Consider the following 15,075-nt stretch of genomic DNA (forward strand, 5'->3'; position numbering starts at 1 on the left):
GGAAAACGATGAAGTGGAAAATTGGTGATATTGAGATTCCGAATCAGATTGTGGTGGCACCGATGGCAGGTGTGACTAATTCGGCGTTTCGACTTATCTGTAAAGAATTCGGTGCTGGACTCGTCGTTTGTGAGATGATTTCTGACCGTGGCATTATGTATAAGAATAAAAAGACCCTCTCCATGATGAAGGTTGAAGAGGCCGAACACCCGATGAGTATTCAAATCTTTGGTGGCACTAAGGAAACGTTGGTTCAAGCGGCAGAATATGTCGATCAACATACTGAAGCAGACATCATTGACATCAACATGGGATGTCCCGTTAACAAGGTGGTTAAAACGGATGCTGGTGCTCGTTGGCTACTTGACCCTAACAAGGTGTATGAAATGGTTTCGTATGTGACTGATGCGGTCAAAAAGCCGGTTACCGTTAAAATGCGGACAGGCTGGGATCCTGATCATATTTATGCGGTGGAGAATGCATTAGCGGCCGAACGTGGTGGTGCTTCGGCTTTGGCTATGCATGGCCGAACACGGTATCAGTTCTATGAAGGACACTCAGATTGGAATGTCCTTCATGAAGTAGCCAAGGAGATTCATATTCCATTTATGGGGAATGGCGACATCCAAACACCGCAGGACGCCAAGAAGATGATTGAAGAGGTTGGCGCGGATGCAGCAATGGTTGGCCGCGCTGCGGAAGGTAATCCATGGGTATTGGGACAAATGGCCCACTATCTTGAAACAGGCGAAATTTTGCCAGAACCAACGCCGGCTGAAAAAGTGGCGACTGCTAAAGAACATTTGCAACGACTGGTTGATCTAAAGGGCGAACATGTTGGTCCCCGTGAGTTCCGAGGACAGGCTACGTATTATCTGAAAGGTATTTCTCACTCGGCACGAACTAAGGTAGCGCTGAATAATGCCGACACACAGGAAGAAATGAACGACATTTTCGATCGTTTCTTGGATAAGCTAGCAGCACGGGATGCTCGTGAAAGTTCACAAATTGCCGGTAGCTAAAGGTTATTTAGTGTAGAATGGTGTTTGTGAGAAATTGACAGAAGTGAGGGATTAATTTGGCAAAGCAAGAAGCAAGCATGAATGACCAGATGAAGGTTCGTCGTGAAAAGCTACAAGAATTGCGCGACGAAGGCATTGAACCGTTTGGGCATCGTTTTGATCGGACACATTTAGCACAACAATTGCATGATCAGTTTGGTGAAGAAGACAAGGAAACGCTGGAGTCTCAAGCTAACGTAGTGACTATTGCTGGACGAATGGTTTCTAAGCGAGGTAAAGGTAAGGTTGGTTTTGCAGATTTAAAGGATCGCACTGGCAAAATCCAAATTTACGTTCGTAAAGATGTGATTGGCGAAGCCATGTATCATGTTTTCAAACGTTCAGATATTGGTGACTTTATTGGTGTTAAAGGTGATGTCATCAAAACGGATATGGGCGAATTGACGGTTCGTGCACAGGAAGTCACCTTCTTGAGCAAGTCGTTACGGCCATTGCCGGATAAATTCCATGGTTTAACGAACCAGGAGCAGATTTATCGTCAACGTTATTTGGATTTGATTGCCAACGATGACAGTTTTGCTCGCTTCCAAAAGCGGACAAAGATTATTACTGCTATTCGTCACTATCTAGATGGCTTAGACTTCCAAGAAGTTGAAACACCAGTGTTACACAACATTGCTGGTGGTGCGGCTGCCCGTCCGTTTGTCACACACCACAATGCGTTAAATATTGAATTGTACTTACGGATTGCTTTGGAACTACATTTAAAGCGACTTATTGTCGGTGGTATGGAACGCGTTTATGAAATTGGCCGTGTTTTCCGTAATGAAGGTATCGACACGCGCCATAATCCTGAGTTCACAATGCTGGAGTCTTACGTGGCGTACTGGGACTTCCATGATGTCATGGACGAAACAGAAGGCATTTTTAAGGCAGCTGCGCATGCAGTAACACCTGATGCTGTTGTGACTTACCAGGACCAAACGCTTGATTTGAATAAGCCATTTAAACGTGTCCACATGGTAGATGCCATTAAAGAAGTGACGGGTATTGATTTCTGGAAGCCAATGTCATTGGACGAAGCAAAGGCGTTGGCCGATAAAAATGGCATTCACTATGAAAAGTTCTGGACTGTTGGTCATATTATTAACCAGTTCTTTGAAGACAAAGTCCAAGACACGTTAGTTCAACCAACGTTTATTTATGGACATCCAGTAGAAATTTCACCATTGGCAAAGAAGAATCCAGATGACCCACGATTCACGGATCGTTTTGAACTGTATATTATGGGAAATGAATTTGCGAATGCGTTCTCTGAATTAAATGATCCAATTGATCAGCGCGAACGTTTCGAGCAACAAGCTAAGGAACGGGATGCTGGGGATGACGAGGCTCAATTGATTGACGAAGACTTCGTCGAGGCTTTAGAGTACGGCATGCCACCAACCGGCGGTCTAGGTATTGGGGTTGATCGTTTAGTCATGTTATTAACAGATGCACCGTCGATTCGCGATGTTCTGTTATTCCCAACGATGCGCGCTGAGGATAATAGTGAGAATGAATAGTCTTAGTCATATACATGATCTTATGTATTTGTGACTAGCTAAGTCTACAGACGAATGACGAGCTAAAAAAGGATGATCACATTTATTGTGATCATCCTTTTTTTGTAGGAAAAAGTAGTGATGTAGTGGTAAGATGCTAAGTGCGGTTTTAAGCTATCTAGTTTTTCAACAGGCTCAAATCACAGGCGATTCTGTGGTATATCTGTCTGAAGCAAACGGTGTATTCGAATGCTTTTATGATTTTAAATGAGAAAAAAATGATAATTGATATTTGTGCTTGACGATAAAAGCTGAAACTGATAATCTAGATAACGTTGTCAAAAGAGATCACTTAAATGTGAGTCACAAAATGGCAGCTATACCAATTTAAAAAACGTCAATAATTAATTCAAATTAATCGTTGACAACAAAGACTTAAATTGATATGATTACTAAGTCGTCTGATATGTACCAATCGCATGAGATGATGTAGATCTTTGAAAACTGAACAACGTTTCGACGAATCAAATGTGTAGGGTCTTTGAACGAAAGTTCGAAGCAATTACAATTGTGAAGTCAATTCACTTTATAACCAAGTAACAACAAAACAAGAGCTATTTCAAATAACTCATTAATTTGAGAGTTTGATCCTGGCTCAGGATGAACGCTGGCGGCGTGCCTAATACATGCAAGTCGAACGCACTTCGGTTTTTGATTGACGGTGCTTGCACCAGATTGACGAGACATTGAAGTGAGTGGCGAACGGGTGAGTAACACGTGGGTAACCTGCCCTAAAGTGGGGGATAACATTTGGAAACAGATGCTAATACCGCATAACAACGAAAACCACATGGCTTTCGCTTGAAAGATGGTTTCGGCTATCACTTTAGGATGGACCCGCGGTGCATTAGCTAGTTGGTAAGGTAACGGCTTACCAAGGCAATGATGCATAGCCGAGCTGAGAGGCTGATCGGCCACATTGGGACTGAGACACGGCCCAGACTCCTACGGGAGGCAGCAGTAGGGAATCTTCCACAATGGGCGCAAGCCTGATGGAGCAACGCCGCGTGAGTGAAGAAGGGTTTCGGCTCGTAAAACTCTGTTGTTAAAGAAGAACGTATCTGAGAGTAACTGTTCAGATAGTGACGGTATTTAACCAGAAAGCCACGGCTAACTACGTGCCAGCAGCCGCGGTAATACGTAGGTGGCAAGCGTTATCCGGATTTATTGGGCGTAAAGGGAGTGCAGGCGGTTATTTAAGTCTGATGTGAAAGCCTTCGGCTTAACCGGAGAAGGGCATCGGAAACTGGATAACTTGAGTGCAGAAGAGGGTAGTGGAACTCCATGTGTAGCGGTGGAATGCGTAGATATATGGAAGAACACCAGTGGCGAAGGCGGCTACCTAGTCTGTAACTGACGCTGAGGCTCGAAAGCATGGGTAGCAAACAGGATTAGATACCCTGGTAGTCCATGCCGTAAACGATGAATACTAGGTGTTAGGGGGTTTCCGCCCCTTAGTGCCGCAGCTAACGCAATAAGTATTCCGCCTGGGGAGTACGACCGCAAGGTTGAAACTCAAAGGAATTGACGGGGACCCGCACAAGCGGTGGAGCATGTGGTTTAATTCGAAGCTACGCGAAGAACCTTACCAGGGCTTGACATCTTCTGCTAATCCGAGAGATCGGATGTTCCCTTCGGGGACGGAAAGACAGGTGGTGCATGGTTGTCGTCAGCTCGTGTCGTGAGATGTTGGGTTAAGTCCCGCAACGAGCGCAACCCTTATGATTAGTTGCCAGCATTAAGTTGGGCACTCTAATGAGACTGCCGGTGACAAACCGGAGGAAGGTGGGGACGACGTCAAATCATCATGCCCCTTATGTCCTGGGCTACACACGTGCTACAATGGATGGTACAACGAGTAGCGAAGTCGCGAGGCCAAGCAAATCTCTTAAAGCCATTCTCAGTTCGGACTGTAGGCTGCAACTCGCCTACACGAAGTCGGAATCGCTAGTAATCGCGGATCAGCATGCCGCGGTGAATACGTTCCCGGGTCTTGTACACACCGCCCGTCACACCATGAGAGTTTGTAACACCCAAAGTCGGTGGGGTAACCTTCGGGAGCCAACCGCCTAAGGTGGGACAGATGATTAGGGTGAAGTCGTAACAAGGTAGCCGTAGGAGAACCTGCGGCTGGATCACCTCCTTTCTAAGGAAACAAATCGGAACCTTACACATTAGTGGAAACGTTGTTCAGTTTTGAGGGATTTACCTCACACCATGTCAGACGATGACATGGGGGATTAGCTCAGATGGGAGAGCGGCATCTGCTTGCAGATGAATGACAGTGGTTCAAGCCCATTATCCTCCAATCGGTCACGCAAGTGACCAACCTGAAACGTTGTACATTGAAAACTGAATCATGATTCTTTTTATTATTTAAACCGAGAACACCGCGTTTTTGAGTTTTTTAACAAGTTAAATTGTTTATCGCTAAACTCATAACCGCAGTTCGTATGAACTGTTAGGTTAAGTTATAAAGGGCGCACGGTGGATGCCTTGGCACTAGGAGCCGATGAAGGACGGGACTAACACCGATATGCTTCGGGGAGCTGTAAGTAAGCTTTGATCCGGAGATTTCCGAATGGGGAAACCCAATCAGTTTAACCGCTGATTATCACTAGGGGAATACATACTCTAGTTGAAGGTAGACGTTGTGAACTGAAACATCTAAGTAGCAACAGGAGCAGAAAGAAAAATCGATTCCCTAAGTAGCGGCGAGCGAACGGGGAACAGCCCAAACCAAGCTGCTTGCAGTTTGGGGTTGTAGGACTGAACATTTGAGTTACCAAAGACCTTGATAGTCGAAGACGTTGGGAAACGTCGCCATAGGGTGTGAGAGCCACGTAGACGAAATCAAAGTCCCTCAGTTCAGGATCCTGAGTACGGCGGAGCACGTGAAATTCCGTCGGAATTTGCGGGGACCATCCCGTAAGGCTAAATACTCCCTAGTGACCGATAGTGGACCAGTACCGTGAGGGAAAGGTGAAAAGCACCCCGGAAGGGGAGTGAAATAGTTCCTGAAACCGTGTGCCTACAAGTAGTTAGAGCCCGTTAATGGGTGATAGCGTGCCTTTTGTAGAATGAACCGGCGAGTTACGTTAGCATGCAAGGTTAAGGTGGAAAGACCGGAGCCGTAGCGAAAGCGAGTCTGAAATGGGCGACTAAGTATGTTGAAGTAAACCCGAAACCAGGTGACCTACCCATGTGCAGGCTGAAAGTGCGGTAATACGCACCGGAGGGCCGAACCCGTGTCTGTTGAAAAAGGCTGGGATGACGTGTGGGTAGTGGTGAAATTCCAAACGAACTTGGAGATAGCTGGTTCTCTCCGAAATAGCTTTAGGGCTAGCCTCGGATGAATCATCATGGAGGTAGAGCACTGTTTGAACTAGGGGCCCGTCATGGGTTACTGAATTCAGATAAACTCCGAATGCGATTGATGTGTTATCCGGGAGTCAGACGATGAGTGATAAGATCCACCGTCGAAAGGGGAACAGCCCAGATCACCAGTTAAGGTCCCTAAATATATGCTAAGTGGAAAAGGATGTGGAGTTGCACAGACAACTAGGATGTTGGCTCAGAAGCAGCCACCATTTAAAGAGTGCGTAATAGCTCACTAGTCGAGTGATTCTGCGCCGAAAATGTACCGGGGCTAAGCATATTACCGAAACTGTGGGTGCCACGTAAGTGGCGCGATAGGAGAGCGTTCTATGGGCGGTGAAGCCAGATCGTAAGGACTGGTGGAGCGCATAGAAGTGAGAATGCCGGTATGAGTAGCGAAAGATCAGTGAGAATCTGATCCACCGAATGACTAAGGTTTCCTGGGGAAGGCTCGTCCACCCAGGGTTAGTCGGGACCTAAGGCGAGGCCGAAAGGCGTAGTCGATGGAAAACAGGTTGAGATTCCTGTACTAGTTAAACTTGTTTGAACAATGGAGGGACGCAGAAGGCTAAACGATCCGGACGATTGGAAATGTCCGGTCAAGCAGTGAGGTGTGAGATGAGTTAAATGCTTGTTTCTTTAACATTGAGCTGTGACGAGGACCGAAATTTAAGTAGGGAAGTCGTTGATGTCACGCTGCCGAGAAAAGCTTCTAGTTAGAGTTTAATTACCCGTACCGCAGACCGACACAGGTAGTCGAGGAGAGTATCCTCAGGTGAGCGAGTGAACTCTCGTTAAGGAACTCGGCAAAATGACCCCGTAACTTCGGAATAAGGGGTGCTGCACGCAAGTGTAGCCGCAGTGAAAAGGCCCAGGCGACTGTTTATCAAAAACACAGGTTTCTGCAAAATCGTAAGATGACGTATAGGGGCTGACGCCTGCCCAGTGCTGGAAGGTTAAAAGGATGGGTTAGCGTAAGCGAAGCTCAGAATTGAAGCCCCAGTGAACGGCGGCCGTAACTATAACGGTCCTAAGGTAGCGAAATTCCTTGTCGGGTAAGTTCCGACCCGCATGAAAGGCGTAACGATCTGGGCACTGTCTCAACGAGAGACTCGGTGAAATTATATTACCCGTGAAGATGCGGGTTACCCGCGACAGGACGGAAAGACCCCATGGAGCTTTACTGTAGCTTGATATTGGGTGTCTGTATAACTTGTACAGGATAGGTAGGAGCCGTAGAGCTCGGGACGCTAGTCTCGAAGGAGGCAACCGTGGGATACTACCCTTGTTATACGGCCACTCTAACCCGCGCCACTTAGCGTGGCGGGAGACAGTGTCAGGTAGGCAGTTTGACTGGGGCGGTCGCCTCCTAAAAGGTAACGGAGGCGCCCAAAGGTTCCCTCAAAATGGTTGGAAATCATTTGTAGAGTGTAAAGGCACAAGGGAGCTTGACTGTGAGACAGACAGGTCGAGCAGGGACGAAAGTCGGGCTTAGTGATCCGGTGGTACCGTATGGAAGGGCCATCGCTCAACGGATAAAAGCTACCCTGGGGATAACAGGCTCATCTCCCCCAAGAGTCCACATCGACGGGGAGGTTTGGCACCTCGATGTCGGCTCATCGCATCCTGGGGCTGTAGTCGGTCCCAAGGGTTGGGCTGTTCGCCCATTAAAGCGGTACGCGAGCTGGGTTCAGAACGTCGTGAGACAGTTCGGTCCCTATCCGTCGCGGGCGCAGGAAATTTGAGAGGAGCTGTCCTTAGTACGAGAGGACCGGGATGGACATACCGCTGGTGTACCAGTTGTGCCGCCAGGCGCATCGCTGGGTAGCTATGTATGGATGAGATAAACGCTGAAAGCATCTAAGTGTGAAACTCGCCTCGAGATGAGATTTCCCATTCCTATATGGAAGTAAGACCCCTCAGAGATGATGAGGTAGATAGGCTAGAAGTGGAAGTGTGGCGACACATGGAGCGGACTAGTACTAATCGGTCGAGGACTTAACCACGAAGTGGTGGTCCGGTTAAAGAAAAGAAGATCATGATTCAGTTTTGAGTGGATAACGCTCAGAGTGTGGTGATGATGGCACGAAGGATACACCCGTTCCCATGCCGAACACGGAAGTTAAGCTTCGTCGCGCCAAGAGTAGTTGGGGGATCGCTCCCTGCGAGGGTAGGTCGTCGCCATGCGACTGAAACGTCAATCTGATGATTGGCGTTTTTTTGTGTCTTGAAAGGCGCTTCATTAAGGCATGGCGCCTTTCAGCAAGAAATGGTAACTAGGCGTTGATTAGGCCTTGAAGCCAGTGAAAAAGTCCGTTATACTAAAAGATGTGCTATTTGCCGGATTAGCTCAGTTGGTAGAGCATCGGTATCGTAAACCGAGGGTCAGGTGTTCAAGTCACCTATCCGGCATAAATTCGAATGAATATCAAAAAAACCGTCACATTTTGTGACGGTTTTTTTGATGACTAAATCTGAAAATACGTGTTTATGTGATGTCGGCATCTTAGATAATGGTTTGTCAGCGTCATAAAGCAAAAAATGGGTTCTATCATATCTGTTGTTGGTCATGTCACAAGACATGATCGACAACAGATTTTTCTTTCTGTAATCTATGTATGTAGTAGATTGTAAAATTAATCCGAACGCTGTTCGGACAAAAAAGATCAGCTTCCTTTAAAATGGTGTTTACAACAAACCCATCTTTTAGGAGCTGATCTTTTGTCTAGTATAACCTATTCCGAACGAATTAAAATCGAAACCTTTTGTGAACTAGGGCTGTCCAATATCCAAATGGGCGTTCGGCTGAACCGATCACCGTCAACAATTTCTTATGAATTATCTCGATGTCAACCTTATCAGGCTGAATTAGCACAAACAGATGCCGAATACAAGCGATCACGATGTGGTCGGAAAACTAAGCTGAGCGATGAGTTAAAGCAAACAATTCTCAACCATTTACATCTAAGCTGGTCACCAGGAATGATTGCTCACGAATTTAAACTAGCGACTAAATCTATTTATAATTGGCTAAATCAGGGGAGAATTGGTTTCTCCTTGAATGATCTACCTGAACATGGCGTACGCCAACGGCGTAACGTTGACCAACGATCCAAATATAATCAATCTTTGGGGCGATCGATTGAACAGCGTCCCATGATGATTAATCAACGTAATCGCATCGGTGATTTTGAACTAGATACCGTCGTTGGCCCTCGTGGGCATAGTAAGGCAGTTTTATTAACTTTAATCGATCGCAAATCACGGTTCCTTTGGGCATATCGGTTAAAGGACCGAACGACAGCGAGTGTTAATGAAGCACTGACTAAGTTCCTAACAACTTTTAATGGACCGGTGCACAGTTTTACTGTGGACCGTGGTACTGAGTTTAGTGGGCTAGTATCATTTGAATCACAATATGGTATTAAGACCTATTACTGTCATGCTTATACGCCAGCTGAACGTGGTAGTAATGAACGCTTTAATCGGAATTTACGTTATTTTTATCCTAAGGGGACTCGTTTTGAGCACATTAGTGCTCAAGATTTAACGACGACGTTACTCCAAATTAACCAGAGACCGCTTAAAATACTTGACTGGAAAACACCGTATCAGGTTATGCTGACCAATTTGTCCAAAAATTCGGATTAAATTTGCAATCTACCATGTTGACACGAAAAAAGGATATCGACATTGCTTTATCCTTCCACGACCAAGTTTCAAGATAATATAAGAAAGCGGCGATATCCCATGTCTGATTCTACTAAAGTTCTGCTCAATATTGAAGATAAAAATGTTTTTATTGATGAGGTTGTCCGTGATGACCAGGCAATGCAGGTAAAGGCTCACCTAACCTATGTCCCTAAGGCCTGTTCAGAATGTGGCGTGTTGAATCAACACTCGATTATTAAATATGGCTGGCGAACGGTTCATGTTCGCTTACCAAAAACGGGTGAATGGGCTGTCGTCATGCATTTACGTAAACAATACTATGAGTGTCACGCATGTCGTGGACACTTTTTGGCTCACACAAGTATCGTTAAGCGTAACTGCTCAATATCTTACAATACGCATCAGGCTTGTTTATCGAAGCTAAACGAATCCGTCTCAATGAAACATATTGCACAAGAACTGAACACCTCGCCAAACTTCGTTTCGCGAGTGTTGAATCATTTTTCATCCGATTTTAAAACAGACTATCACCATCTTCCAGCTGCTCTCCACATCGATGAAATCAAGAGTACCAAGGATGCCCAAGGTTCGATGAGCTGTGTTCTGATGGACGGTGACCACCAGCTGCTTCGAGACATTCTTGACGTCCGAACCTTACCAGCTCTGACGCGTTATTTTAAACGTTATGACCTTGAAGTCCGGAATCAAGTTCGTTTCCTAGTGACAGACATGAACTATACCTATCCACAATTGACGGAAGAAATCTTTCCCAATGCGATTGTGATCATTGACCGATTTCACATCATTAATGCCATTCAACGTGGCTTAAATAAGACCCGTATTGAAGTGATGAAACAATTTGCGACATCATCGCGCGAGTATAAAGCCCTCAAAAAATATTGGAAATTATTACTCAAGCCGGCCGCAAACCTGGATTATAAGAACTTTCACCGCTTTTCCCAGTTTAAATACTTCACTACCGAAGTTGACGTTATTGATAATTTACTGAGCTTAAGTCCTGAATTGGCACAAGTCTACGCCTACGCACAGCGTTTGTGTGGGGCCGTCAGGACACATGATGTCGAAGAATTACGCAATGCCTTGGCCGATTCCGTTGGTGCACCTGAAACCTTTGAGACGTGCTTAACTTATATTCGTGAGCATCCTGACTACATTGAAAACACCTTGAGGCACAAAGATTACTCCAATGGTCCTTTGGAAGGAACGAATAATCGAATCAAAGTCCTTAAAAGATCTGACTATGGCTACACGAGATTTAAGAATTTCCGTTTGCGCGTCCTTGTTATGTTAAGGACAAAAACAAAACACCCAATCATCAAATAATGATTGAGTGCATTATGGTCGTTACCAACAACAGTTGACAGAGAATAAAAAAATGTGCAACACGCCGACAACAAGGCTTCTTCGCATTCTGCCACTTAAACATGAGAAAAACACTTGAAGATGGTTAAAAGATTAGAATTATTCGCCTAAAAATGGCGAATAAATTAAAAGAAGGTTTGACTATCGCCATTTATAACCGCTATAATTGTTTTATCGTTTTTTTAAACGGGGAACTACAACTGAATATTTAGAGTATTAAGAATCCCCGAAAAGTCATGGCCTTCGGGCTGCTATTGGGGGATAAATTAGGAGGATTCTTTTGGAAAACAAGAAATACGATACGGCGTTTTTTGGACAACCTCGTGGGTTGGCAACGCTGTTTTTCACAGAAATGTGGGAACGTTTCAGTTATTACGGAATGCGTGCCATTCTGTTGTTCTACATGTACTTTGCCATTGATAAGGGCGGTTTAGGCTTTAGCCAAGCTACCGCAAGTTCCATCATGGCTATCTATGGATCACTTGTTTACTTATCCAGTGTACTTGGTGGATTTCTGAGTGACCGTGTCTTTGGACCACGTCGCACAGTGTTCATGGGTGGTGTCCTGATTATGTTTGGACACATTGCGTTGGCCATCCCAGCTGGCGCAACGGCTTTATTCGCATCCATTGCGTTGATTGTTGTTGGTACTGGTTTGTTAAAGCCAAACGTATCAGAAATGGTCGGTGCTTTATACACGACTGAAGATCGTCGTCGTGATGCTGGATTTAACATTTTCGTCTTCGGGATCAACATGGGGAGTTTATTCTCACCATATATTGTTGGGACCTTAGGTGAAAAGGTTAACTTCCATCTGGGTTTCTCCTTGGCTGCTATTGGGATGTTCTTTGGACTGATGCAGTACTGGATCGATGGTCGTAAGTACCTAAGTAAAGATGGTTTGTATCCATCAGATCCAATCGAACGTGATGACATCAAGCCATTGGCTGTTCGTTGGGGACTCGGCGTCGTTGCATTGATTCTAGTGCTTGTTTTAATGAAGTTAATGGACGCATTGAACCTTAAGAATGTCATTTTGTTGATTAGTATTATTGCCGTTGCAACGCCGGTGGTTTACTTCATTATCATGTTGTCGAGTCGCAAGGTGACGAAGAACGAACGTCGCCACGTGGTTGCGTACATTCCGCTGTTCATTGCTGCAATGTTATTCTGGGCTATTGAAGAACAAGGCTCTGTTGTCTTGGCACTGTTTGCACAACAACGGACTAACTTGCAGATTGGTGGTTGGACAATGCCAGCTGCGTACTTCCAGTCACTTAACCCTGCATTTATTATGCTATATACACCATTCTTTGCCATTTTATGGACAAAGTTGGGCAAACGTCAGCCTAGCACGACGACTAAGTTTGCATATGGACTGGTAATTGCTGGTATTTCATACCTGTTCATGGCTCTACCTGGCTGGCTTGAAGGTACTTCTGGCCGTGTTTCAATCCTGTGGTTGATCGGAAGCTGGGCGATTGTTGAAATCGCTGAACTGTTGATTTCACCAATCGGACTGTCTGTTACAACTCGGTTAGCACCAAATGCCTTCCGTTCACAGATGATGAGTATGTGGTTCTTGGCTGATGCTGCTGGTCAAGCTGTCAACGCACAAATCGTTCGTTTCTACACGAGTGATACAGAAGTTTCCTACTTCTTGATTGTTGGGGCTGTCAGTGTTGTTTTGGGGGTTGTACTGTTTGCCTTCCGTAAGCCAATCTTTGGCCTTATGAAGGACGTCGAGATTGCCCAGGACTAAGAGTCTAAAACGTAATCATAAATAAGTTTGTGCTAAAATGTGCTCAACAGCTGTTGAGCACATTTTTTTTAGAAGGTGAAGATAAACGATGGTACGTGTGGCCCTGACCAGTGATAATCACTTCGACGTTAATCAACTGGATAGTAATGAACTGTTGAAACATCAGGCTCAAGTATTAGCCGACTTAAAGGTAAACTATTACATTATTGCAGGCGATACCTTTAATGACTTTACGAAGACCGTGCACTATGTTGATGCGTTACAGCATGAACTTGGCAGTCAAACGGAAGTTTACTTTTTGGCTGGCAATCACGATATGGCTGCCGGGGTAACGTATGCAGAGCTTGAAACCAGGATTAACGCACATTATCTGCACAATCAGTTTGTGGATATTCCGGGGACTGATTGGCGGATTGTCGGCAATAACGGGTGGTATGACTATACCTTTGCCAGCCAGTTGTTTAACGAACGCTCTGTCGCCGACTTTGCTCAATGGAAACGCGCTTATTGGTTTGATGGTGTCATCAAGCAACTAATGACGGATCCGGAAAGAGAAGATGTGGTCTTACAGCAGACTACCAACCAACTTTTGGATGCTACAGTAGCTAACAAACGTGTTTTGTACGTCACGCATTTCGTGCCACGAGCTGAATATACGCGGATTACGGATGACAATCGTTTTTGGAACATGGCAAACGCAATGTATGGTAGTCGTCGTCTTGGCGATGTCTTGACCAAAGGACACGTTGTTTATGCGCAGTTTGGTCATCTGCACATTAAACCTGAGCCGCGAACCTTTGACCATGTGACCTACTTTAATCAGTCTGTCGGCTACAACACGCACCGTTTGCAAGAATGGCGTCATGCTGATTTTATGAGTGAATGGCAAACGCGACTAAGAATTTTGAACTTACAATAATTCCTGATTACGCTTGAATTCAATGGAAATTTTCGTTAGAAGGCAAATTACAAGTTTAATCCGAACAAGCCCGGAATCTTTCAATGGCAGTCTGTTGATGATGTATTTTTAATGGTCGTTGATTAATTAGTTCAAGTGCTGCTAGGATCTCATCAGTCGTTACTTGGCTAAAATTGGTCTTTTTCGGGAAGAACCAGCGTAACCGTCTATTAAAATATTCATTGGAACCTCGCTCCCATGGTGAATATGGATGGCAAAAATAAACTTTGATCTGATAATCCTGTTCTAAGGCCTGATAATTGGCAAACTCTTTACCATGATCAACAGTAATGGATTTTACTTGGGGACCGAAGGCCCCCATAAACTTGCCAAAGGCGGTGTTTAGAGCCTTAGCCGTTCTATTAGGGGCTTTGATGGCCCATAGAAGTCGGGTCTTACGTTCTACGAATGTAACCAGACATGATCGTGACTCACTTCGACTAGAAAGCACCGTATCTACTTCCCAATGACCAAAAGCTAATCGTTGATTAACAGTTGTTGGCCGTTGTTCGATGGAAGTCCCACTTGTAAATTTCCCACGATTTTCGCTCACTCGGTGCTGGCGGACATTCCGATTGGGTAGATCAGTCAATTTGAAGGGGAGCCAGCCACGATTAAGCCAATTATAAATTGACGCAGTGCTCAAGTTATAAGCGGCCGCAATGGTTTCTGGTGACCAGGTTAATCGTAAGTGATTGGTAATTAAAGTCGCTAATGCTGCCGTCAGCATCGAACGACGACCGCAATTCCGCCTTTTGCGATCTGCATCTTGCTGAGCTAATTCTGGATCATAAGGTTTAACCCGGTCCAACTCATAGCTAATCGTAGCTTTGGCGACGCCTAAGGCGTCAGCCATTACTTGGTAAGATTTATTCCCCTCATTGACCAGTTGTGCTAGTGCGCCACGTTGAAAACGTGATAAAGTAGATGTACCCAAAGTAATCACTCCCTATATTGGTTGGAATTAGCTACTACCATTGTAAGTGATTACTTTGGGCTTTTTAATTTCTGTTCGGATTAATTATAGAATTTGCCAGAATAAAAAAGTTGTCAGGAACGGCGGAATAGCGAAGTGGCTAAACGCAGCGGTCTGTAAAACCGCCCCGAAAGGTTCGTTGGTTCGAATCCAACTTCCGCCATTTATTGGGATATAGCCAAGTGGTAAGGCAACGGACTTTGACTCCGTCATGCGCTGGTTCGAATCCAGCTATCCCAATTATAAAAATTAAGGAAGCAGGTATTACCGTTAAAGGTGATGCCTGCTTCTTTACGTTGTAGGGATAACTATGGTATTCT

7 protein-coding genes, 4 tRNA genes and 3 rRNA genes are annotated in these 15,075 nt (G+C 45.1%); 13 read left to right on the plus strand and 1 reads right to left on the minus strand.

The window, feature by feature from the left end:
- Positions 1-8: 8 nt before the first annotated feature.
- From dusB to ABUE36_RS04470, 11 genes are all read left to right on the plus strand, one after another.
- Positions 9-1,022 carry a tRNA dihydrouridine synthase DusB gene (dusB, locus tag ABUE36_RS04420; protein ID WP_161002332.1) on the plus strand — a complete coding sequence of 338 codons (1,014 nt, stop codon included), beginning with the start codon at positions 9-11 and terminating at the stop codon, positions 1,020-1,022.
- Between the two features lie 77 nt (positions 1,023-1,099).
- Complete coding sequence (gene lysS, locus ABUE36_RS04425; RefSeq protein ID WP_421017458.1) at positions 1,100-2,587, plus strand: lysine--tRNA ligase; 1,488 nt, start codon at positions 1,100-1,102, stop codon at positions 2,585-2,587.
- A 611-nt stretch (positions 2,588-3,198) separates the two neighbouring features.
- Positions 3,199-4,772, plus strand: a 16S ribosomal RNA gene (locus tag ABUE36_RS04430).
- An 88-nt stretch (positions 4,773-4,860) separates the two neighbouring features.
- Positions 4,861-4,934, plus strand: a tRNA-Lys gene (locus ABUE36_RS04435).
- A 156-nt stretch (positions 4,935-5,090) separates the two neighbouring features.
- Positions 5,091-8,010, plus strand: a 23S ribosomal RNA gene (locus ABUE36_RS04440).
- Between the two features lie 64 nt (positions 8,011-8,074).
- A 5S ribosomal RNA gene (rrf, locus tag ABUE36_RS04445) occupies positions 8,075-8,191 on the plus strand.
- Together the 16S, 23S and 5S rRNA genes with 2 tRNA genes alongside form the textbook arrangement of a ribosomal RNA operon.
- A 152-nt stretch (positions 8,192-8,343) precedes the next feature.
- A tRNA-Thr gene (locus ABUE36_RS04450) sits at positions 8,344-8,416 on the plus strand.
- Between the two features lie 309 nt (positions 8,417-8,725).
- Complete coding sequence (locus ABUE36_RS04455) at positions 8,726-9,655, plus strand: IS30-like element ISLpl1 family transposase (RefSeq protein WP_096109805.1); 930 nt, start codon at positions 8,726-8,728, stop codon at positions 9,653-9,655.
- A gap of 99 nt (positions 9,656-9,754) precedes the next feature.
- Positions 9,755-11,020 (plus strand): ISL3 family transposase, encoded by a 1,266-nt coding sequence (locus ABUE36_RS04460; protein WP_421016744.1) that lies wholly within the window; start codon positions 9,755-9,757, stop codon positions 11,018-11,020.
- 319 nt (positions 11,021-11,339) lie between these two features.
- On the plus strand, positions 11,340-12,821 hold the full coding sequence (locus ABUE36_RS04465; protein WP_161000994.1) for a peptide MFS transporter: 1,482 nt from the start codon (positions 11,340-11,342) through the stop codon (positions 12,819-12,821).
- A gap of 88 nt (positions 12,822-12,909) precedes the next feature.
- Complete coding sequence (locus ABUE36_RS04470) at positions 12,910-13,740, plus strand: metallophosphoesterase (protein ID WP_421017235.1); 831 nt, start codon at positions 12,910-12,912, stop codon at positions 13,738-13,740.
- Between the two features lie 55 nt (positions 13,741-13,795).
- Here the strand turns inward: ABUE36_RS04470 and ABUE36_RS04475 are convergent, their stop codons facing one another.
- Entirely contained in the window at positions 13,796-14,716 is a 921-nt protein-coding gene (locus ABUE36_RS04475) for an IS30-like element ISLsa1 family transposase (RefSeq protein WP_011373852.1), read from the minus strand.
- Between the two features lie 121 nt (positions 14,717-14,837).
- Here ABUE36_RS04475 and ABUE36_RS04480 point away from each other — a divergent pair.
- Positions 14,838-14,918 (plus strand) — tRNA-Tyr (locus ABUE36_RS04480).
- 5 nt (positions 14,919-14,923) lie between these two features.
- A tRNA-Gln gene (locus tag ABUE36_RS04485) sits at positions 14,924-14,995 on the plus strand.
- Positions 14,996-15,075 lie beyond the last annotated feature (80 nt).

Origin of the sequence: Furfurilactobacillus cerevisiae (assembly GCF_048961765.1) — a bacterium.
Taxonomy (GTDB): domain Bacteria; phylum Bacillota; class Bacilli; order Lactobacillales; family Lactobacillaceae; genus Furfurilactobacillus; species Furfurilactobacillus milii_A.